The sequence below is a fragment of the Bacillaceae bacterium S4-13-56 genome (genome assembly GCA_040191315.1).
In the GTDB taxonomy this organism is placed as follows: Bacteria; Bacillota; Bacilli; order Bacillales; family JAWJLM01; genus JAWJLM01.
Window position 1 is genome coordinate 152,529 of sequence record JAWJLM010000001.1, and the last position, 22,032, is coordinate 174,560.

Annotated in this window: 20 protein-coding genes; all 20 read left to right on the forward strand. The window is 37.9% G+C overall.

What is annotated here, in order from left to right; genetic code table 11:
* Positions 1 to 2: 2 nt before the first annotated feature.
* The 20 genes from infB (at position 3) to RZN25_00875 (ending at position 21,902) form a co-directional block, all read left to right on the forward strand.
* A complete protein-coding gene (gene infB, locus RZN25_00780; GenBank protein ID MEQ6375368.1) occupies positions 3 to 2,405 on the forward strand; it encodes a translation initiation factor IF-2 in 2,403 nt (800 codons plus the stop codon).
* Positions 2,402 to 2,680 (forward strand): DUF503 domain-containing protein, encoded by a 279-nt coding sequence (locus RZN25_00785; GenBank protein MEQ6375369.1) that lies wholly within the window; start codon positions 2,402 to 2,404, stop codon positions 2,678 to 2,680. The genes infB and RZN25_00785 overlap by 4 nt, the downstream gene beginning before the upstream one ends.
* Positions 2,681 to 2,708: 28 nt before the next feature.
* Complete coding sequence (rbfA, locus tag RZN25_00790) at positions 2,709 to 3,059, forward strand: 30S ribosome-binding factor RbfA (GenBank protein MEQ6375370.1); 351 nt, start codon at positions 2,709 to 2,711, stop codon at positions 3,057 to 3,059.
* 78 nt (positions 3,060 to 3,137) lie between these two features.
* Positions 3,138 to 4,037, forward strand: coding sequence for a tRNA pseudouridine(55) synthase TruB (truB, locus tag RZN25_00795; protein ID MEQ6375371.1), 900 nt, complete (start codon positions 3,138 to 3,140; stop codon positions 4,035 to 4,037).
* A 214-nt stretch (positions 4,038 to 4,251) separates the two neighbouring features.
* The gene (gene ribF, locus RZN25_00800; protein ID MEQ6375372.1) at positions 4,252 to 5,187 is read left to right on the forward strand and encodes a riboflavin biosynthesis protein RibF; all 936 of its coding nucleotides are present in this window, start codon (positions 4,252 to 4,254) and stop codon (positions 5,185 to 5,187) included.
* Positions 5,188 to 5,338: 151 nt separating this feature from the next.
* A complete protein-coding gene (gene rpsO / locus RZN25_00805) occupies positions 5,339 to 5,608 on the forward strand; it encodes a 30S ribosomal protein S15 (protein MEQ6375373.1) in 270 nt (89 codons plus the stop codon).
* 429 nt (positions 5,609 to 6,037) lie between these two features.
* Positions 6,038 to 8,158, forward strand: coding sequence for a polyribonucleotide nucleotidyltransferase (pnp, locus tag RZN25_00810; protein MEQ6375374.1), 2,121 nt, complete (start codon positions 6,038 to 6,040; stop codon positions 8,156 to 8,158).
* Between the two features lie 201 nt (positions 8,159 to 8,359).
* Positions 8,360 to 9,310: a polysaccharide deacetylase family protein gene (locus RZN25_00815; protein ID MEQ6375375.1), complete on the forward strand. Its 951-nt coding sequence runs from the start codon at positions 8,360 to 8,362 to the stop codon at positions 9,308 to 9,310.
* 20 nt (positions 9,311 to 9,330) lie between these two features.
* Positions 9,331 to 10,557 (forward strand): pitrilysin family protein, encoded by a 1,227-nt coding sequence (locus RZN25_00820; protein ID MEQ6375376.1) that lies wholly within the window; start codon positions 9,331 to 9,333, stop codon positions 10,555 to 10,557.
* 55 nt (positions 10,558 to 10,612) lie between these two features.
* Positions 10,613 to 10,849: a YlmC/YmxH family sporulation protein gene (locus RZN25_00825; protein MEQ6375377.1), complete on the forward strand. Its 237-nt coding sequence runs from the start codon at positions 10,613 to 10,615 to the stop codon at positions 10,847 to 10,849.
* A gap of 402 nt (positions 10,850 to 11,251) precedes the next feature.
* Positions 11,252 to 12,148 (forward strand): dipicolinic acid synthetase subunit A, encoded by an 897-nt coding sequence (dpaA, locus tag RZN25_00830; GenBank protein MEQ6375378.1) that lies wholly within the window; start codon positions 11,252 to 11,254, stop codon positions 12,146 to 12,148.
* A complete protein-coding gene (gene dpaB, locus RZN25_00835; protein MEQ6375379.1) occupies positions 12,148 to 12,735 on the forward strand; it encodes a dipicolinate synthase subunit B in 588 nt (195 codons plus the stop codon). Before dpaA ends, dpaB begins: the two co-directional genes overlap by 1 nt.
* 85 nt (positions 12,736 to 12,820) lie before the next feature.
* Entirely contained in the window at positions 12,821 to 13,864 is a 1,044-nt protein-coding gene (asd, locus tag RZN25_00840; GenBank protein MEQ6375380.1) for an aspartate-semialdehyde dehydrogenase, read from the forward strand.
* Between the two features lie 30 nt (positions 13,865 to 13,894).
* Positions 13,895 to 15,130, forward strand: coding sequence for an aspartate kinase (gene dapG, locus RZN25_00845; GenBank protein MEQ6375381.1), 1,236 nt, complete (start codon positions 13,895 to 13,897; stop codon positions 15,128 to 15,130).
* Between the two features lie 13 nt (positions 15,131 to 15,143).
* Positions 15,144 to 16,010 carry a 4-hydroxy-tetrahydrodipicolinate synthase gene (gene dapA, locus RZN25_00850; protein ID MEQ6375382.1) on the forward strand — a complete coding sequence of 289 codons (867 nt, stop codon included), beginning with the start codon at positions 15,144 to 15,146 and terminating at the stop codon, positions 16,008 to 16,010.
* A 321-nt stretch (positions 16,011 to 16,331) separates the two neighbouring features.
* Entirely contained in the window at positions 16,332 to 17,057 is a 726-nt protein-coding gene (locus tag RZN25_00855; GenBank protein MEQ6375383.1) for an ATP-dependent Clp protease proteolytic subunit, read from the forward strand.
* Positions 17,054 to 17,260, forward strand: a complete 207-nt coding sequence (locus RZN25_00860; GenBank protein ID MEQ6375384.1) for a YlzJ-like family protein — start codon at positions 17,054 to 17,056, stop codon at positions 17,258 to 17,260. The genes RZN25_00855 and RZN25_00860 overlap by 4 nt, the downstream gene beginning before the upstream one ends.
* A gap of 76 nt (positions 17,261 to 17,336) precedes the next feature.
* Entirely contained in the window at positions 17,337 to 19,661 is a 2,325-nt protein-coding gene (locus tag RZN25_00865; GenBank protein ID MEQ6375385.1) for a DNA translocase FtsK, read from the forward strand.
* A 237-nt stretch (positions 19,662 to 19,898) separates the two neighbouring features.
* Positions 19,899 to 20,624, forward strand: a complete 726-nt coding sequence (locus tag RZN25_00870; GenBank protein MEQ6375386.1) for a GntR family transcriptional regulator — start codon at positions 19,899 to 19,901, stop codon at positions 20,622 to 20,624.
* Positions 20,625 to 20,753: 129 nt separating this feature from the next.
* A complete protein-coding gene (locus tag RZN25_00875; GenBank protein ID MEQ6375387.1) occupies positions 20,754 to 21,902 on the forward strand; it encodes a BMP family protein in 1,149 nt (382 codons plus the stop codon).
* Positions 21,903 to 22,032: the final 130 nt, after the last annotated feature.

Consider the following 22,032-nt stretch of genomic DNA (forward strand, 5'->3'; position numbering starts at 1 on the left):
GCATGAGTAAAATGCGAGTATATGAATATGCAAAAGAAAAAGGATTAAGTAGCAAACAGGTAATAACAAAATTGGAGCAAATGAACGTCGAAGTCTCCAATCATATGTCTACAATTGATGATGATGTAAGAATAAAATTGGATCAGGTTTTCCAAGAGAAGAAATCTTCTCAACCGAAAGGAAATAAACCAAGCTCACAAGGAAATAGACCAAGTTCACAAGGAAATAAACCAAGTTCACAAGGAAATAAACCAAGCTCACAAGGGAATAGACCAAGTTCACAAGGAAATAAACCAAGCTCACAAGGGAATAGACCAAGTTCACAAGGGAATAGACCAAGTTCAAAACAACAATCTAGACCTAAACAAGAGCAGCGTACTTCAGAAGGTGAAGGAAGTCCTAAAACTTCACAGCAGCCCGTTTCAAAGGAAACAAGCGATCATTCTAAGGAAAATCTTTCAAAAAAACCTAAACATGATGAAGTGGTTTCTTCTAAGAAAGTTGAAAAAGATGAAGAGCATCATTTAAACAAGGTCAAGAAAAATAAAGGGAACCATAAGCAAAAGAACCAGGGGAATAATTATAAAAACCAAGAAAATCAACAAAAGGATCAGAAACAACAATTTAAAGAACAGCCGAAAAAAGAAACACCAGCCAAAATTACATTTTCTGAAAGCTTAACGGTTGGAAAGCTTGCGGAAAAACTCCATAAAGAGCCATCAGAAATTATTAAAAAATTAATGTTTCATGGAGTTATGGCTACTATCAATCAAGAGCTTGACAAAGATTCTATTGAACTCATCTGCGGAGAATATGATGTAGAAGTAGAAGAAGAGGTAGTTGTTGATGAAACAGACCTTGAGAACTATATCGCTAAAGAAACTGATTCTTCAAATGTTGTTGAACGTCCATCTGTGGTAACCATTATGGGTCACGTTGACCACGGTAAAACAACGCTTCTTGATTCCATCCGTCACACAAAGGTGACTGCTGGAGAGGCAGGGGGAATTACTCAACATATTGGTGCATATCAAGTTGAAGTAAATGGAAAGAAAATTACATTCCTAGATACTCCTGGACACGCAGCCTTTACAAGCATGCGTTCTCGTGGAGCACAAATAACAGATATTGCGATCTTGGTTGTAGCTGCAGATGACGGGGTAATGCCTCAAACAGTAGAAGCTATTAGCCATGCTAAGGCAGCAGAAGTACCAATTATCATTGCGGTCAACAAAATGGATAAAGAGGGTGCTAACCCTGACCGAGTTATGCAAGAGTTAACCGAGTATGGTTTAGTTCCAGAGGCTTGGGGAGGCGACACAATCTTCGTTCAGCTTTCAGCTATTAAAGGAGAAGGAATTGACGAGCTTTTAGAAATGATTCTTCTTGTTTCCGAGGTTGAAGAGTTAAAAGCAGATCCTAATCGTTTAGCAGTGGGAACTGTAATCGAAGCAGAATTGGATAAGGGTCGAGGAGCTACTGCTACTCTACTTGTTCAGAATGGAACCCTCCGAGTAGGAGATCCAATTGTTGTTGGCAATACATTTGGACGTGTAAGAGCCATGGTTAATGATCTTGGTCGTCGTGTAAAATCAGCACCTCCAAGTATGCCAGTTGAAGTTACAGGTCTAAGCGATGTTCCACAGGCTGGAGATCGATTTGTTGTCTTTAGTGAGGAGAAGAAAGCTCGTCAAATTGGTGAAGCTCGTCAACAAAAGAAAATTCAAGAGCAACGTAGTGATAAATCAAGATTAAGTCTAGATGATCTGTTTGAACAAATTAAACAAGGTAAAGTGAAAGACATCAATATTATTTTAAAAGCTGATGTTCAAGGGTCATTAGAAGCGTTGGCTTCATCACTTCAAAAAATTGATGTTGAAGGTGTGAATGTAAAAATTATTCATACTGGAGTAGGTGCCATTACGGAATCTGACATCATATTGGCATCCGCATCCAACGCTATTGTTATAGGATTTAATGTGAGACCTGACAATAATGCGAAAAAAGCTGCAGATACTGAGAATGTTGATATTCGCCTTCATCGCATTATCTATAAGGTTATTGAAGAAATTGAATCAGCTATGAAGGGTATGCTTGATCCAGAATATGAGGAGAAAGTGATTGGGCAAGCAGAAGTCCGCGAGATTTTCAAAGTCTCAAAAATTGGAACCATTGCTGGTAGCTATGTAACAGAGGGAAAAATAACAAGAGATGCTGGAATCCGTGTGATTCGTGATGGTGTTGTGCAATTTGAAGGGGAAATTGATACACTCAAACGTTTTAAGGATGATGTAAAAGAAGTTGCACAAAACTATGAGTGTGGAATCACTGTTAAAAATTATAATGACATAAAAGAAGGCGATGTTTTTGAAGCCTTTGTCATGGAGGAAATTGAGAGAAAATGATTGGTTCATTAACGGTGGAGTGTCTCTTATATAATCCTCAATCATTGAAGGATAAACGTTCCATAATTAAAAAAGTACAGTCAAGGGCAAGCAAGGATTTAAATGTCGCTGTCAGTGAACTGGATTTTCAAAACCTCTGGCAGCGAACACTCCTTGGATTTGTAACGATATCCAGTTCAAAAACACCGGCAGAAAAAGAGCTTCAGCGAGTCATTTCTATTTTGGAATCCTTTCCGGAATTAGAAATTACCTCAACCCATTTTGAATGGTACTAGCTCTTACTTATCATAAGGGGTGAGAACCATGAGTGATTTACGTGCAAACCGTGTTGGTGAACAGATTCAAAAGGAATTAGGAGAAATTATTAGCCGAAGAATTAAAGACCCTAGAGTTGGATTCGTCACTGTCACGGAAGTTAAAGTGACGGGAGATTTGCAGCAGGCTAAAGTATATATCACTGTTCTTGGAGATGATGATCAAAAGCAAGATACCCTTAAAGGGCTCGCTAAAGCTAAAGGATTTATTCGATCTGAAATAGGCAAAAGAATTCGACTCCGTAAAACTCCAGATATTACATTTGAATTTGACGAAGCAACGGATTATGGAAATCGGATTGAGTCTATTTTACGGGAACTAAATCAACCAGGATCATAGATCTTGAAAAAGGAGTACATTCAAAGGATAGGACGTGAGTGTTCTATCCTTTTGTATGGTTTAAAAGAGGTGATTTAGATGAACGGTATTTTGCCTTTATGGAAAGAAAGAGGGCTAACTTCGCATGATTGTGTGATGAGGCTTAGAAAAATACTAAAAATGAAGGCTATTGGTCATACTGGTACACTTGACCCCGAAGTAGAGGGAGTACTCCCCATATGTATTGGAAGGGCAACAAAAGTGGCTGCTTACTTAACTGATTCTCCAAAAGAGTATGAAGCTCAAGTTACCATAGGGACTGCGACTGAAACAGAGGATCAAACAGGAGAAATCATTGAAAAAACGGCGGATGTTCCTTGGATTGATAAAAAGGAGATTCTTGCAGTCCTGCAAACCTTTGTGGGAGAAATCACCCAAGTTCCTCCAATGTATTCAGCCGTAAAAGTAAATGGAAAAAGGCTGTATGAATATGCAAGAGAAGGTAAAATAGTAAAGCGTCCCGAAAGAAAAGTAACTATTTATAACATCAGCCTTATTTCTGACCCATTTAAAGATAACGACGGATTCCATTTTTCCATAAAAGTAAAATGTTCAAAAGGTACATATATTCGAACTCTTTGTGTTGATATTGGGAAAACTTTAGGGTATCCTTCTCATATGTCGAAACTTGTTCGAACAAAAGCAGGCGGCTTCGATATTAGTCACACAATGACCTTAGAAGAAGTGAAACAGAAGCTAGAAGAGAATAAACTAGAAGAAAGTTTATATCCAATGGATAGGGGAGTAGAACACTTGCCTTTTCTTAAGGTTAATGAAACGGTTCAAAAACAAGTTATGAATGGACGAGTTCTTCCAATTCCTGAAAATATTCCTAAATCTGATCCTTTTCGTATGATAGGAGTAGATGGGACTACCATTGCTCTGTATCAAAAACATCCAGAAAAGCAAGGCTTAATAAAACCAGTACGTGTATTCTAATAACAAGTAACATCTATGGTGCTCATTTTTATCCTGCATGAAAAGGTAGTAATGCCCACCTCAGATTATAAGAAAAACGATAAGAGTAGATGGGGGATAAACTCCCCATAAATGTTGATTGGTCTAAGGGCCCTTAGGTCATAGCCTTGGGCACAAACCATCAGTAGGGGCCTCCACTAATTGAAGTTTCACTTTATAAAAGTTGGTGAAAGTTTTGAAAACTATTTATTTAGAAAATCATCAAGTGATAGATTCAAACCAATTTCCGCCAGTAGTCCTTGCTATTGGATATTTTGATGGTGTACATTTAGGTCATCAACAAGTGATTAAAAAAGCCGTTGAAATTGCACAGGAAAAAGGTTTGGATAGTGCTGTTATGACATTTTTTCCGCATCCCTCCGTTGTCTTAAAGAGAGAGAAACCTCATACTAGATACATTTCACCCATTGTGGATAAGAAAGAATTAATGAAATCTCTAGGGGTGGAGCACTTATATTTAGTTCATTTTACAGAGGAATTAGCTAATTTATTGCCACAAGAATTTGTTGATCGCTTCTTTATTGATTTACAAGTGAAGCATGTTGTCGCAGGATTTGATTTTTCTTATGGCAGATTAGGCAAAGGGACAATGGAAACTCTTCCTTTCCACTCTAGAGGAGCCTTTGAACAAACTACGATTAATCAAGTTAATGATCAAGTTGGGAAAATTAGTTCTACTCGGATACGAAATGCTTTAGTTAATGGAAAAATAGAGGAAGCAAATTTTTTGTTGGGACGGCCATATTATATTAAGGGCAAAGTAGTTCTAGGAGATCAAAGAGGGAGAACTATTGGAGTTCCCACAGCCAATATTCATATGGATGGTGAGTATTTTATTCCAAGAACAGGCGTATATGCGGTTACAGTTGAAATAGACGGAAAATCTTTTACTGGAATGGCGAATTTAGGATATAAGCCCACCTTTCATTCCGACAAAAATGAACCTATCTTAGAGGTTCACCTATTTGATGTTCATAAAGACTTATATGATCGAATTTTGAAGGTTGAATTTCATCGATTTATTCGAGATGAAAAGAAATTTTCTGGCATTGATGAATTAATTAAACAAATAAAAGAGGATGAAGAAAAAATCCGCTTGTTTTTTAGCTGATTTTCTGAAAGCATGGATGAAATGAACTTATACTTGCTTTTTTATCTGAAAAGAGGTAATCTAGTATCCGTACTAGAAAACCATTGCTTGGCAAGACGAATCACCGACGCTTGCTCGGCAATTGGGGATTAACTATTAGGAGGTGAAAAGGATGGCTATTACTCAAGAACGTAAAAATCAAATCATTGAGGAATACAAGACTCATGATCAAGACACTGGATCTCCTGAGGTTCAGATTGCTGTCCTTACGGAACAGATCAATACGCTAAATGAGCACTTGCGTACCCATAAGAAGGATCATCATTCACGTCGTGGTCTTCTTAAAATGGTTGGTAAGCGTCGTAACCTTTTGAATTACTTACGTAATAAAGATGTTACACGTTACCGTGAACTTATCCAAAAGCTAGGATTACGTCGTTAGTAAAAGCGGGATTATTCCCGCTTTTTCTATAGCATGAAACTGAAAGTAAAAAAAGAATTTAATCTACTTTTGAAAGAACTTCATGATCCTAACAAAGGATTATTATAGAATTTTACATAGACATCGTAGATTAAGTCCAAAATGAAACTGTAAACCATTTATCCCACATGAACGGGCAGCCAACCATGAAGCAAGCTTCATCAACAAGGATGAAGAAATTTAATGTTTTATTTTCATGGCAGTAATACCCCCAACTCAAGTTTTAAGTGAAACGAAAAGAGTAGGTGGGAGATAAACTGCCCGCAAATGTCCGATTGGTTCAAGTGCCTTTAGGTCATACCCTTAGGGTGCTAACAATCAACGGGGGATGAAGAAAACTCACTAATTCAAGTTTCACTTTATTTACATTGTTTGAGAGGAGTTAGACAAATGGCAGAGAATAAACAAGTTTTCTCTATTGAAGTTGCAGGACGCTTATTAACTGTAGAAGTCGGTGAACTTGCCAAGCAAGCCAATGGCGCCTGCATGATTCGTTATGGAGATACATCGGTTTTATCAACTGCAACTGGTTCAAAAGAACCTAAGGATCTTCCTTTTTTCCCATTAACTGTGAATTATGAGGAGCGTCTTTATGCAGTAGGTAAAATCCCTGGCGGTTTTATTAAAAGAGAAGGAAGACCAAGTGAAAAAGCGGTGTTGGCATCTCGTCTGATAGACCGTCCGATTCGTCCTCTTTTTCCAGATGGATTTCGAAATGACGTACAAGTCATTAGTATCGTAATGAGTGTGGACCAAGACTGTTCTTCAGAAATGGCAGCTATGCTTGGGTCTTCGCTAGCTCTATCTATTTCTGATATTCCTTTTGGTGGCCCTATAGCAGGTGTTATAGTTGGCCGTGTAGATGGCGAATTCATCATTAACCCAACAGTGGATCAAGAAGAGAAAAGTGATATTTACCTCAGCGTCGCAGGTACGAAAGACGCTGTAAACATGGTAGAAGCTGAAGCTAAAGAAGTTCCAGAAGATGTTATGCTTGAGGCCATCATGTTTGGACATGAAGAAATTAAGCGTCTTATTGCTTTTCAAGAAAAAATTGTTGCTCAAGTTGGTAAAGAAAAAATGCAAGTAAAACTTCTTGAAACTCCTAAAGATTTGGAAGAAGAAGTTTCCGATAAAGCAAAGGAAAAGCTTCTTCGTGCGATTCGAGTAGAAGAAAAACATGCTCGTGAAGATGCGATTTCAGAAGTGAAAAAAGAAATTGTTTCTCAGTACGAAAAAGAAGAAGCAGATGAAGAAAAGATTAAATTGGTTGAAAAGATTTTAGATAAAATGGTAAAAGAAGAAGTTCGCCGACTCATTACAAAGGAAAAAGTACGTCCCGATGGTCGAAAAATCGATGAAATACGTCCATTATCCTCTAGAGTAGGCATTTTACCAAGAACACATGGTTCTGGATTATTTACGCGTGGACAAACTCAAGCGTTAAGTATCTGTACTCTTGGCGCGCTTGGTGATGTTCAAATTCTAGATGGCCTTGATTTAGAAGAATCCAAACGTTTTATGCACCATTACAACTTTCCATCCTTCAGTGTAGGTGAAACAGGTCCAATACGTGGTCCAGGTCGCCGTGAAATTGGGCATGGAGCACTTGGCGAACGTGCTTTAGAGCAAGTGATTCCAGATGAAAAAGAGTTCCCTTATACAATTCGTTTAGTCTCGGAAGTTTTAGAATCAAATGGTTCAACTTCTCAAGCAAGTATTTGTGCGAGTACACTTGCGATGATGGATGCAGGGGTTCCTATTAAAGCTCCTGTTGCGGGAATTGCTATGGGTCTTGTTAAATCTGGTGAGGATTACACCATTCTTACAGATATTCAAGGAATGGAAGATTTTCTTGGAGACATGGACTTTAAGGTTGCTGGAACTGAGAAGGGTGTAACTGCTTTACAAATGGATATCAAGATTGAAGGTCTTTCTAGAGAAATTTTAGATGAGGCTCTACATCAAGCAAGAGTTGGACGTCTTGAAATCTTAAAGCATATGCTTTCAACTTTAAATCAGCCGCGTACAGAGCTTTCAACTTATGCTCCTAAGATACTAACTATGGCTATTAAACCTGATAAAATTCGAGATGTCATTGGCCCAAGTGGCAAGCAGATCAATAAAATCATTGAAGAAACAGGCGTTAAGATTGATATTGAACAGGATGGTTCAGTCTTCATCTCAAGCATCGATTCAGAAATGAATGAAAAGGCAAAGAAAATTATTGAAGATATTGTACGCGAGGTACAAGTAGGACAAACCTACCTCGGAACAGTCAAACGAATTGAAAAATTTGGTGCTTTTGTTGAGATCTTCAGTGGAAAAGAAGGGCTTGTTCACATTTCTGAAGTTGCCGAGGAAAGAATTAATAAAGTAGAAGATGTATTGTCAATTGGTGATAAGATTCTTGTCAAAGTGAAGGAAATAGATCGCCAAGGTCGAGTTAACCTTTCTAGAAAAGCTATTCTTTTAGAGCAGAAAGAAAGGGAACAATCAGCAAAATCCTAAAATATAGCTTAAAGAATGGAAAGAAGCTGGCTATCCAGTTTCTTTTTTACATACTATACTATTAGAAAAAGCTCACCATCTGGCGAGCTTTTTCTAATAGTATCAGCTATTTATCCCGCATGAATGGTTCTATTTTCGTTCTTATCTTTTTGGTATACCTTGTCCTCCTCTTTCATACGTTATACGGAGGGGGGAAGGTGAATGGGAAAGAAATATGTTCATTTTCTAGTATTTATTTTATTTGCTTATCTATCTTGGAATGCCTATGATAATCCATATACAGAAAGCTACATTGATGCCTTAGAAACAGTACCAGTAACTTCCAATCAACAAGAACAAGAACTTATGAATAAAATTAAAGAAATAGGTGCTCAATATGAAGAGGAGCCAAAGGATGCAGTGATTGACAAAGTATGGAAAAAAATCCCGGGATATAATGGGTTAAAACTAGATGTGGAAGAATCTTATAATCAAATGAAAGAAAAAGGGAAGTTTGATAAGAACTTACTATCATTTCGTGAAGTTGAGCCTGAGATCTCTCTGAATGAATTACCACCTGCTCCGATCTATAGGGGAAATCCTAATAAGAATATGGTTTCCTTAATGATTAATGTGTCATGGGGAAGGGAGCATATTCCCGCTATGCTTCAAGCACTTAAGGATCAAAAAGTAAAAGCAACATTTTTCATAGAAGGAAAGTGGGCTCAAGAACATGAAGAAGATGTCAAACTTATTTTAGAAGAAGGACATGAGATTGGAAATCATGCCTATAACCATCCGGATCTTCGAACAAAATCAATAAGTGAAATAAGACAACAGTTAGAGCAAACCAACGAAATCCTAGAAAGCATTACTGGTGAAGTGCCTACGCTATTTGCTCCTCCTAGTGGAGCATTTACCCAAGATGTAGTAGAGGTTGCTTCAAGTTTAGGAATGGAAACCATCCTTTGGACAGCGGATACAATTGATTGGAAAAAGCCTACTGAGCACGTCATGATAAAAAGAGTTATGGACAAAATTGATAACGGAACACTCATTCTTATGCATCCTACACCAGTAATGGCTAATGGATTAGAGGAACTAATTTTGAAAATTAAAGAAAAAGAGTATAGAATAGGTACTGTAACAAATACATTAAGTGAAAAGCGGTAAAATGTGTAGGAGGAAGTAACTTGGTAAAAAAACATACTTGTCCAAATGGACTACGTGTCGTACTTGAACAAATTCCAACCGTACGCTCGGCCACTATTGGAATTTGGGTATTAGCAGGATCCCGTAATGAAACGACTGAACAAAATGGAATTTCACACTTTATTGAACATATGTTTTTTAAGGGAACAAAACATCGTACGGCAAAAGATATTGCTGAAGCATTTGATGCCATTGGTGGGCAGGTAAATGCATTTACATCAAAGGAGTATACCTGTTATTACTCAAAAGTACTTGATGAGCATGCATCATATGCCTTAGATGTATTATCCGATATGTTCTTTCACTCAACCTTTGATCCAAACGAAATGGACAGGGAAAAAAAGGTTGTATTAGAAGAGATTAAGATGTATGATGACACACCAGATGATATTGTTCATGATTTATTAGCAAAGGCTTCTTTCGGTAATCATGCCTTGGCCTATCCGATTCTCGGAACAGAGGAAACGTTAACCTCTTTTAAATCCGAGGATTTAAGACAGTATATGAGTGATTATTATTCACCAGATCGTGTTGTTATTTCTGTAGCGGGAAATGTAGATGAGAGCTTCTTTAATGTAGTGGAAAAGAAATTTGGTACTTATGAGGGAAATTCAAGTACCAAAATTACTTTTAAAGAAAAGAGCTTTAATTTTGATCACATTAAGAGAAAGAAGGAAACAGAGCAAGCGCATTTATGCATTGGATATCAAGGGCTGCCAATTGGAGATGAAGATATCTATAGCCTTATTGTCCTAAATAATGTTCTGGGAGGAAGTATGAGCTCTAGGTTATTTCAAGAGGTAAGGGAACAACGGGGGTTAGCTTATTCCATTTTTTCATACCATAGTTCATTTTTGGACAATGGCCTGCTAACGATTTATGGCGGGACCGGTAAGGATCAACTTTCAGAACTACGTGAAATAATTGGGGTTACTGTAGAGAACTTAATTCAAAATGGCCTTTCAGATAAGGAACTATTAAATAGTAAGGAACAATTAAAGGGAAGTTTAATGCTCGGTCTTGAAAGTACAAACAGTAGGATGAGTCAAAACGGCAAGAATGAGCTACTACTTCAACGACATAGAACGATGGATGAAATAATTGATTTGATTCAGAAAGTCGATCATAGCTCAATTAAAAGAGTCATGGATCATGTTTTTCAAGATGGATTCTCAAGTGCTGTCATTTCACCAATAGAAAACGAATAGATCAATCATGCTTTTCGTTCCTTAGACATATAGTTGAGTAAAAGGAGGGAAAACCATGAGATACAGTTCCTTAAGTCAAAAAGAAATTGTTGACGTAAATAAAGGTCTTAGGATGGGTCTTCTGGGCCAAACAGATTTGGAAATTGACGAAAAGACTGGTGAGATTCATGCTTTTGTAATTCCAAGTTATAAATGGTTTGGGATGAAAAAAGAAGGGAATCATGTTAGAATCCGATGGGATGACATTCAAACTATTGGGGAAGATATGATCATTCTTTCACCTAAATTATAAAGGCGCTCAATTATTAGAGCGCCTTTTTTCATTTTCAGAAGTTCGCCAAACGGCGAGCTTTTCTTACAAAAGTATAAAATTTGTCTAGCTCCAGCGAAAAAGCATCATAGAGTAATCTTCGAAGTTTTTGCCCCGAGTAATCGCACAAAGGAAAGCTAAATAGAGCTACTTCGCAGAAACAAGCGATTTTCTTGTTTCGAGGTAGCTTGCGCTTTTCTTACTCAGGATTTGTAACTTTAGTCGGTTGATAGTATGTGAATAAAATTCGGCTTATCGCCAATAGGACTTGGTGATAAGCCGAATTTTTCTATGTAAAATTTATTTCACTTTTTTGGGTTTCTGTCATAGGATATTGAGAAACATCTGGCAACAAGCAAAAGAGGTGGGATACACGTGAACAACATGCTTACTGATTTTAATATTGCCATAATAGGAGGAGACGCAAGACAGTTAGAGGTTATACGAAAGCTTTGCGAATGGGATGCTACTATCTATTTGTGTGGCTTCGATCAATTAGATCATCGTTTTAGTGGCTCTACTCCTTTGGAATATGATGAATTACCATTTGATCAGTTAGATGCCATAGTGCTTCCAGTACCAGGAACAGACGATACAGGGAAAGTGGAGGCAATCTTTTCTAAAGAAAATATTGTTCTTCAGGAGGAAGATGTTGCAAAAACCCCAGAACACTGCATCATATTCTCTGGAATTACAAATAAATATTTAAATCAAATGGCTTCTCAAACGAAAAGAACGCTTATTCCATTATTTAATCGTGATGATGTAGCTATATACAACTCGATTCCAACAGTCGAAGGTACGATTATGATGGCTATACAGCATACAGATTTTACCATTCATTCCTCTAATATAGTAGTAACTGGATTAGGAAGAGTAGGAATGAGTACTGCTAGAACCTTTGATGCATTAGGGGCAAATGTGTCAGTTGGTGCTCGAAAATCAGAGGATCTTGCTAGAATTACTGAGATGGGGTTAACTCCATTTGAGATGAAGGACCTGGAACATTATGTTAAAGACTGTGATATCTTAATTAATACTGTTCCAGCTCCAGTGGTGAGCGCATCAGTGATAGCAAATTTACCACCTAACGCTCTCATACTTGATCTTGCCTCCAAACCAGGGGGAACAGATTTTCGATATGCTGAAAAAAGGGGAGTGCAAGCTATTCTTGCCCTAGGCTTACCAGGAATGGTAGCTCCAAAGACAGCAGGTTTAATACTTGCTAAAGTTATTTCACAGCTTATCCAAGAGCAGTTAAAGGAAAGGGGAGATTCATAATGGATCTTAAAGGAAAACGAATTGGATTTGGTCTTACTGGATCACACTGCACCTATGATGCGGTTTTTCCACAACTGAAGAATTTAGTAGATGGTGGTGCAGAGGTTATTCCAGTCGTTTCTTATACTGTAAAGAATACAGACTCCAAATTTGGTGAGGCTGCTGAGCATATTAGAAAAATTGAGGAAATTACAGGGAGAGAGGTGATTGCCTCTATACCTGATGCAGAACCATTAGGACCCAAATTTCCGTTAGATTGCATGGTAATTGCACCTCTTACTGGTAATTCCATGAGTAAGTTTGCTAATGCTCTAACAGATTCACCAGTTCTCATGGCTGCTAAAGCGACTTTACGAAATCAAAATCCTGTCGTTCTAGGAATTTCAACGAACGATGCCCTTGGTCTAAACGGTGTAAATCTAATGAGACTAATGGCTACGAAAGGAATCTATTTTATTCCTTATGGCCAAGATGACCCAATTAAAAAACCAAATTCACTAGTCGCAGATATGAATCAACTAATCCCAGCAGTTGAAAAAGCATTGGATCGAGAACAACTTCAACCAGTAATTGTTCCTAAAACGTAAAGGTGTCCTCTACCCCCTGCACAAAAATATGATAGAATAGAAGATATGTTTTTTATGCAAGGGATAGAAGGGAGAATAATAATAAATGAGTGAAAAAACAACTTATCATGTAGCAATAGTAGGCGCAACAGGTGCCGTAGGGCAAAAAATGATAGAAACACTTGAGAAAAAAGACTTTCCTATAGGGCAATTGACTTTGTTATCTTCCAGTCGATCTGCTGGAAAAGTTATTAAGGCTTTTGGAAAGGACGTAACAGTAAAGGAAGCTACACCTGAAGCATTTGAAGGTGTTGATATAGCTTTATTCTCTGCAGGTGGTTCTGTATCTAAAAAGCTAGCTCCAGAGGCTGTGAAGCGTGGAGCGGTAGTTGTTGACAATACCAGTGCCTTTCGAATGGATCCAGAAATTCCTCTTGTAGTACCTGAAGTTAACGAAAAGGATATTAAGGAGCATAAAGGGATTATTGCAAACCCAAACTGTTCAACGATCCAAATGGTTGCTGCGCTTGAACCAATTCGTAAGCAATTTGGATTAAAGAGGGTAATTGTTTCCACTTATCAAGCTGTCTCAGGTGCAGGGGCACAAGCTGTAGAAGAGTTGGAAACGCAATCAAGAGCTTTTCTTGATGGTAAAGAAGTGGAAGCGAACTTATTACCTGTTAAAGGGGATAAAAAGCATTATCCAATTGCTTTTAACGCTCTACCACAAATTGATGTTTTCCAAGAAAATGGATACACGTTTGAAGAGATGAAAATGATTAACGAAACTAAGAAAATCATGCATTTGCCGACATTGTCCGTGGCTGCAACCTGTGTAAGATTACCATTCTATAATGCTCATGCAGAAAGTGTATATATTGAGTTGGATCAAGAGGCTACAGTTGAAAAGATTCATGAAGCACTAAAAAATGCCGAAGGAGTTACGTTAGAAGATGATCCATCACAACAAATCTATCCAACACCTCTATCTTCACAAGGAAAACCAGATGTATTTGTTGGAAGAGTTAGAAGAGATCTGGATCAAGTAGATGGTTATCATCTATGGATTGTTTCAGATAATTTACTAAAGGGAGCAGCGTGGAATTCGGTTCAAATTGCTGAAAGTTTGATAAAAAACAATTGGCTTTAGGACCAATATATTAGTTGAGGTGTCAACAACATGAATATCGTAGTGCAAAAATTTGGTGGCACGTCCGTTAAGGATAAGGAAGGGCGTGCTCATGCTATCCATCATATCAAGAATGCCCTGAAGGAGTATGACAAAGTAGTAGTTGTTGTATCTGCAATGGGACGTAAAGGAAATCCTTATTCAACAGATACCCTGTTAAGTTTAATAGACTACCCGAACACAACTGTTACTTCAAGGGAGCTGGATTTGATGATGTCATGTGGAGAAACGATTTCTTCTATTGTATTTACACATGAATGTCAGCAGGCAGGAATAAATGCGACAGCACTAACGGGAGCACAAGCAGGAATACGCACTTCAGCAGATTATACAGAAGCAAAAATAAAAGAAATTAACACGGAGCGATTATTAGGTGAGTTAACAACAAAGGATGTTGTTGTCGTGGCAGGATTCCAAGGGCAAGCGAAAAACGGTGATACGACTACAATCGGACGCGGAGGCAGTGATACAACTGCTGCTGCACTAGGTTCTGCATTAAATGCTAACTCTGTAGATATTTTTACTGATGTAAAAGGAATTATGACAGCAGACCCTAGGATTGTTGATAGTGCTAGGCAATTAGATGTTGTCACATATAATGAAATCAGTAACTTAGCATACCAAGGAGCAAAAGTCGTCCATCCGCGAGCAGTTGAAATTGCGATGCATGGGAAGATACCGCTTCGAATTCGCTCCACTTATTCAGACGATAAAGGAACATTAGTAACAGATATACGAGAATCAATAACAGGAAGAGATATCCCCGATCGATTAGTGACTGGAATCGCGCATTTACCCGGAATAACTCAAGTGAAGGTTCAGGCTAAGAAAGGTGGATATCAGCTTCAATCAGATGTATTTAAATCGATGGCGGAAGCAGGTATTTCGGTAGACTTTATAAATATTTCTCCACAAGGGGTTATTTACACGATCCCAGAGAAAAATACGGATAAAGCATTATCGATTTTAGATGCACTTGGATACGATGTGGAAATAATAAGAAATTGCGCTAAAATTTCTGCTGTTGGTGCAGGAATGACGGGCGTTCCCGGTGTTACAGCCAAAATCGTTCAGTGTTTGATTGATGCTGAAATCCAAATTCTTCAGTCTGCTGATAGCCACACCACAATTTGGGTGTTAGTACGAGAGGAAGATTTAGTGTCTGCTGTTAACACACTTCATCAAGCCTTCGAATTGAACAAAGAAAAGGAAGTTTCCAGAACGTGAAAGGGGAATACTCATGATTTTCGGAAAAGTATTGACCGCTATGGTGACTCCGTTCGATAATCGTGGAAATGTAGATTTCAATAAAACCACGGAACTGATAAATTATTTGCTTGATCATGGGACAGATGGTCTAGTTGTTGCAGGAACAACTGGAGAATCTCCAACTTTGTCAACGGAAGAGAAATTGGCTTTGTTTCAACATGTCGTTCAAGTTGTAAATGGAAGGGTCCCGGTAATTGCAGGTACTGGTAGTAACAATACTCATGCATCCATTGACTTAACAAAGAAGGCTGAAAAGGCCGGCGTGGATGGCATTATGCTAGTGACTCCGTATTATAATAAACCTTCTCAGGAAGGAATGTTCTACCACTTCTCTACCATTGCAGAATCTACTCAACTTCCTATTATGCTTTATAATATACCAGGTCGTTCAGCAGTCAACATGGATGTGGATACGGTTATCCGGTTGTCACAAGTGAGTAACATTGTAGCTATAAAAGAGGCAAGTGGAAATTTGGATGCCATGTCCTCTATTATAGAAAACACAGACGATGATTTTATCTTGTACAGTGGAGATGACACATTAACTTTACCGATATTAGCAATAGGAGGGAAGGGCGTTGTCTCTGTAGTCTCACATGTTATTGGTGATTCTGTTCAAGACATGGTTCAACTTTTTGAACAAGGAAGGGTAGAGGAAGCAGCTGCCTTGCATCGGAAATTACTTCCTATCATAAAATCAGTTTTTATGGCTCCTTCACCCTCACCGATTAAAACTGCACTTCAGATCAAAGGACTAGATGTTGGAGGAGTTAGATTGCCACTTGTTCCTCTAACAGCTGAACAACGTCAGCAGTTATTAGAGACATTGAATCAATAAAACGCTTAAGCACCTAATCCAATTCTGTCTATGGAGCTGAAGCTAGAGATATATCTAAGGCCTGCAAGTTTGCAGGCCTTTTTATAAAGTTAATAAAGTATAAAATCTGTCTAACTCCAGCGTAAAAGTTTCATTGAGTATTCTTAGAAGCTTTTGTCCCAAGTAATCGTACTAAGGTAAGCTACTTAGCTTCTTCGCAGAAACAAGTGCTTTTCTGTTCTAAGGACGCTTGCGCTTTTCTTACTTTCTATTCCCTTCTTATGTATGGGAACTTTTCATCTATACATACTAAATATAGATGAAGAAAGGAGAGTAGGTAAAATGAATAAAGACGATCAATCTCCACAGGAAGAGCATAAGCCTTCTTCCTCACTCGTAGAAAAAATTCAGCAGCTTGGTACTACACAAGTTCCACAGATGGCTGATTCAAACATTCATGTGCTACCGATTATTGGACAAATAGAGGGCCATATCCAGCTTCCACCTCAAAATAAAACAACAAAATATGAACATCTAATTCCCCAACTGATTGCAATTGAACAAAATCCTAAAATTGAAGGTGTTATTGTTTTGTTAAATACAGTAGGAGGAGATGTTGAAGCAGGATTAGCGATTTCAGAAATGGTAGCATCACTATCTAAGCCGAGTGTATCCATTGTTCTTGGAGGAGGCCATTCCATAGGTGTTCCAATTGCCGTTTCAACAACTTATTCCTTTATTACTGAAACGGCTACGATGACGATTCACCCCGTAAGACTTACTGGACTTGTCATAGGAGTACCACAAACCTTTGAATACTTAGATAAGATGCAGGAACGTGTCGTGCAGTTTGTCTTACGGCACTCCAATATTACAGAGGAAAAATTCAAAGAGCTTATGTTCCAAAAAGGGAATTTGACTAGAGATATAGGTACAAATGTTATAGGGAAAGATGCAGTAGATTATGGTTTGATCAATGAAGTTGGGGGAGTCAGTGAAGCGATGACCAAATTAAGAGAGCTTATTGAACAGAATAAAATGAATGAAGGAACGCAGGTGATACAATGATACATTATTCACCACTTCCATATGAGGATATTTATCCACAATCGATGGAAAGCTATGACAAAATCCAGATGATTCAAATTAATGGAAAGCTAGTACTTGCCGAGCGGTTAGAAGATGGATCCTATCGTATTATTCGTCTACTTTCTACAGATCCCCAACATTTTCTAGATGGAAGTGTGGAACCCGGTACCATTATGATATAATGAGAAGCAGCCAAGTATGGTTGCTTCTTTTCTTACATAATAGGAAGACTTGAATTCTTAAAGATAGGTGAAATGAATGGCTAAAAAGAGAAAAAACAGTCGAAAGAAAAAACAACACAAGCTTAAAGCTTCGGTTAAGAATGAGCTTATTGGATTACTGTTTATACTCATTGCCGTGTTTGGCAGTGGAGCGAGTGCAGTCAGTGGAGGCGCAATTCCAGCACTTTTAACGGAGGGGTTCCAATTTTTATTTGGAATTTGGTTTTTTGTTGCCTCCGTTTTTATGTTATTTGTTGGTATATTTTTCATGATAAAACAACGGAAACCAAATTTCGGGCATAAAAGACTTATTGGATTTTACATTTTGTTTACCAGTGTTCTGCTTATTACACATATACAAGTTTACGAAAAAATTATGACACAAACATATGAACCTTCTTTACTAAAAGCAACATGGAATCAATTTACTGCTTATACGAATGGAATAGTTCCACCAGGTGATCTTGGTGGCGGAATGTTAGGAGCTGTATTATTTACATTTACCTATTATTTATTTTCTTCTACTGGGGCAAAAATTGTTGCTTTTTTCGGTGGAATAGTAGGCGTTTTATTTCTTACTGAGTTTTCCATTGGAAAAGCTATTGAATCGAATTGGAATTCTTTTAAAAAAGTTATTGTGGAGCAGAAAAACAGTCTAATTGCGAATCGAACAGAAAAACAAAAAGAGAAAAAACAACAAGTTATGGCTAATCATGAACCAAAAATTGAAAAGGTGACTACTTATGATGAATCATTTGAAGAGGAGCCTATCATTCAAGACTTTACAGATATAGCCTATGCTATGAATACAACAGAGGGATATAATAAAACGCCCCAAGGAAATAAGAGTTTAGACGGAGAAAAACAGGATGAGAAAGAGGAGTTTGACTCTATAGATTTATCAAATTCTACTGCTGTTACCGAAATGGAAAATGAAGACTATATTCTCCCGCCTCTTGAAATATTAGAAGAGCCAAACTTCAGTTCCCAACAAAACGAAAGGTCACACATCCAACAAACCGTTAAAAAACTTGAAAGAACATTTCAAAGTTTTGGAGTAAAGGCTAAAGTAACAAAGGTTCATGTAGGTCCAGCAGTAACTAAATATGAAGTTTATCCTGACATGGGTGTAAAGGTAAGTAAAATAGTAGGTCTTCACGATGATCTGGCTTTAGCACTAGCAGCAAAGGACATACGAATAGAAGCACCAATTCCAGGTAAATCAGCTGTTGGTATTGAAGTACCTAATCAAGAGGTTGCTATGGTTTCATTAAGAGAGGTTTTAGACCAACAAACGATGCAAAATACTTCAAAGTTAGCTTTTGTCTTAGGCAGAGACATTTCGGGAGATGCAGTAGTAGGTGAATTGAACAAAATGCCGCATTTACTAGTAGCAGGAGCTACAGGAAGCGGTAAGAGTGTTTGTATTAATGGGATTATTACTAGTATTCTCATGAGGGCCAAGCCCCATGAGGTCAAAATGATGATGATAGATCCAAAAAAGGTAGAGCTTAATGTATATAATGGGATTCCCCACCTCCTTTCTCCAGTGGTTACGGATCCGAAGAAAGCTTCAAGGGCATTAAAAAAGGTTGTGTCTGAAATGGAAAGAAGATACGATCTTTTCTCAGAAACAGGCACTAGAAATATTGAAGCCTACAATAATTATATTCGTCGCTGGAATGAAGAAGGAGAGGAATTACAACCAACTCTTCCTTACATTGTTGTTTTAGTTGACGAGCTTGCGGATTTAATGATGGTTGCTTCGAACGATGTGGAGGATGCGATTACAAGATTAGCACAAATGGCCCGTGCTGCTGGTATTCATTTAATTATTGCTACTCAGCGGCCGTCTGTGGATGTTATAACAGGAGTCATTAAAGCTAACATTCCATCAAGAATAGCGTTTAGCGTTTCTTCACAAACTGATTCAAGAACCATTCTTGACATGGGAGGAGCAGAAAAGTTATTAGGACGAGGGGATATGCTATATATGCCAGTTGGTATATCCAAGCCTACCCGAGTTCAAGGTGCTTTTCTATCAGATGAAGAGGTAGAACGCGTCGTCAATCATTGTATAGAGCAACAAAAAGCACAATACCAAGAGGATATGATTCCAGAAGAAGAGTCAGCTGTAAAAGAAGAAGTGGATGATGAATTATATGAAGATGCTGTAGAGCTAATATTAGAAATGCAAACAGCGAGCGTTTCTATGCTTCAACGTCGCTTTAGAATTGGTTATACTCGTGCAGCACGATTAATCGATGCAATGGAACAAAGAGGAATAGTCGGTCCATATGAAGGAAGCAAACCGAGAGAAGTTCTATTGTCAAAATCTGTAGAAGAAGAAAGAACATTATAGAAATAATCACAAGAAGATCTGTCTTTTCGATAGGTCTTTTTGTGCATAAATAGCACTCTCTATTCAAACAATAAATTATTGAACATGGAAAAGGGATATTCAAATACCAGAAAAAAAGTAAAAACTAAAACTTCCTATTTATTTCTAGATGAATTAATGGTATATTTATCACAGAAATATAAAGAGTCGACGTCAGAGGTCAGATCTCTTAAAGTCGAAGGGAAATAAGGTGGAAATATGTCGATTCGTCCTGATAATAGACATTTATATCTACAAGTTATTGATCAAATAAAAAAGGACATTGAAGAAGGCGTTTACAAGGAAGGGGAAAAACTTCCATCTGAATTTCATTTATCTAAAATGTTGGGAATCTCAAGGGCAACTTTGAGAGAGGCGTTACGGGTATTGGATGAAGAAAATGTGGTTACAAGAAGGCATGGGGTTGGGACCTTCGTCAATTCTCGCCCAATGTTTTCGTCAGGGATCGAAGAATTGTATAGTGTAACAAATATGATTGAGAGAATTGGTATGGTTGCTGGTTCTCGTTACTTGAGCGCAGAGGTTGTTACAGCAAATGACGAGGATAAAAAAAGGTTTCATCCATTGGAATTTGATGAGGTTTCGGTTGTTGAACGGGTCCGAACAGCAGATGCAACACCTGTAGTATATTGTATCGACCGATTTCCGGCTCACTTGGTTTCCATTCACGATATACATAAGTCAGACTCGTTTTTTAAAGTCATTGAGGAAGAAGCTCATAAAAGAATAAGTTATGCTGTGACTTATATTGAGCCGATTGGTTTTCATGAAACAATATCGCCTATTTTAAATTGTGGTGTAGACCAGCCATTATTACTTCTTAAACAATTACACTTTACAGAAGAAGATGAGCCTATATTATACTCTAGTAATTATTTCCGTGCTGATAAGTTTAGTTTTCATGTTTTAAGAAAACGGGTCTAGGGGAAACCGAAAAAGAAGAATTGATTGTAAATGGAATCTAATCACCTAAAGGAGGTGGTCATTCACGATAGTGTGTGATTGGATCATTTAGGATAGTTTTTAAAAAAATAATTTTAGGGGGTTATGATTTTGAATTTACGTCGTTTTTTAGTTGTATTTGCATTACTTTTAACGATGGGACTTGTTTTAGGTGCTTGTGGAACTTCAGATGAAGAAAACAACGGTGCTGCAAACGAAGGAAACAACACAACAGATAATACTGGTAATGAAAACGAAGGTACTAACGAAGGTGGAGATACTGCAACAGACTTTACCGTTGGTATGGTAACTGACGTTGGGGGTGTTGATGACAAATCTTTTAACCAATCTGCATGGGAAGGTTTACAAGAATTTGGAGCAGAACACGGTCTTGAACAAGGTCCAAATGGATTTGACTATGTTCAATCTGGTGGAGACGAAGACTACGCTCCAAACCTAAACCAATTAGCACGTCAAGACTTTGACTTAATCTATGGAATTGGATACTTATTAACAGCCGCGGTAGACGAAATTGCGCTACAATTTCCAGACACTAATTTTGCTATCGTAGATTCTGTTGTTGAGCAGCCGAATACTACTAGTATTCTTTTCAAAGAACATCAAGGTTCATTCCTTGTTGGTGTTGCAGCAGCAATGAAAACAGAATCTAACAAAGTTGGATTTGTTGGTGGAGTTGAAGGAGACTTAATTAAAAAGTTTGAAAGCGGCTTTAGAGCAGGTGTTAAATCTGTAAATCCTGATATTGATATTCAAGTGCAATATGCAGAATCCTTTAATGACTCTGCAAAAGGCAAATTAATTGCTGCGGATATGTACAATGGTGGAATTGATGTAATTTACCATGCATCCGGTGGTACTGGTGCAGGTGTATTTGCCGAAGCGAAAGACCGTAAGAAGAGTGACCCAGATCAAAATATTTGGGTAATCGGTGTTGATCGTGACCAACATGAAGAAGGTCAAATCGACGACGATAACGTAACTTTAACTTCCATGGTTAAGCGTGTGGACGTAGCTGTTAAAGACATTGCTGAGCGCACATTAAACGGTGATTTCCCTGGTGGAGAAATTGTCGAATATGGGCTTGAAGGTAATGGTGTGAGTGTAGCTCAAACAAACACTGAAGCAATGACTCAAGAAATCATCGATGCTGTAAATGATTGGCAACAAAAAATTATTGATGGTGAAGTAGAAGTACCTTCTACAAGAGAAGATGCGGATGCTTTTATCGAAGGACTTTAGGCAGTAATCAAAAAGGCTAGTCTACTGTGGACTAGCCTTTTCTTACCTAATATACCTCTCAATCACATCATTACATGAAGGGTTTTTTCGGCCCTCTTCATGTAATGATGTTAGTAAAAGAAAGGAGAGA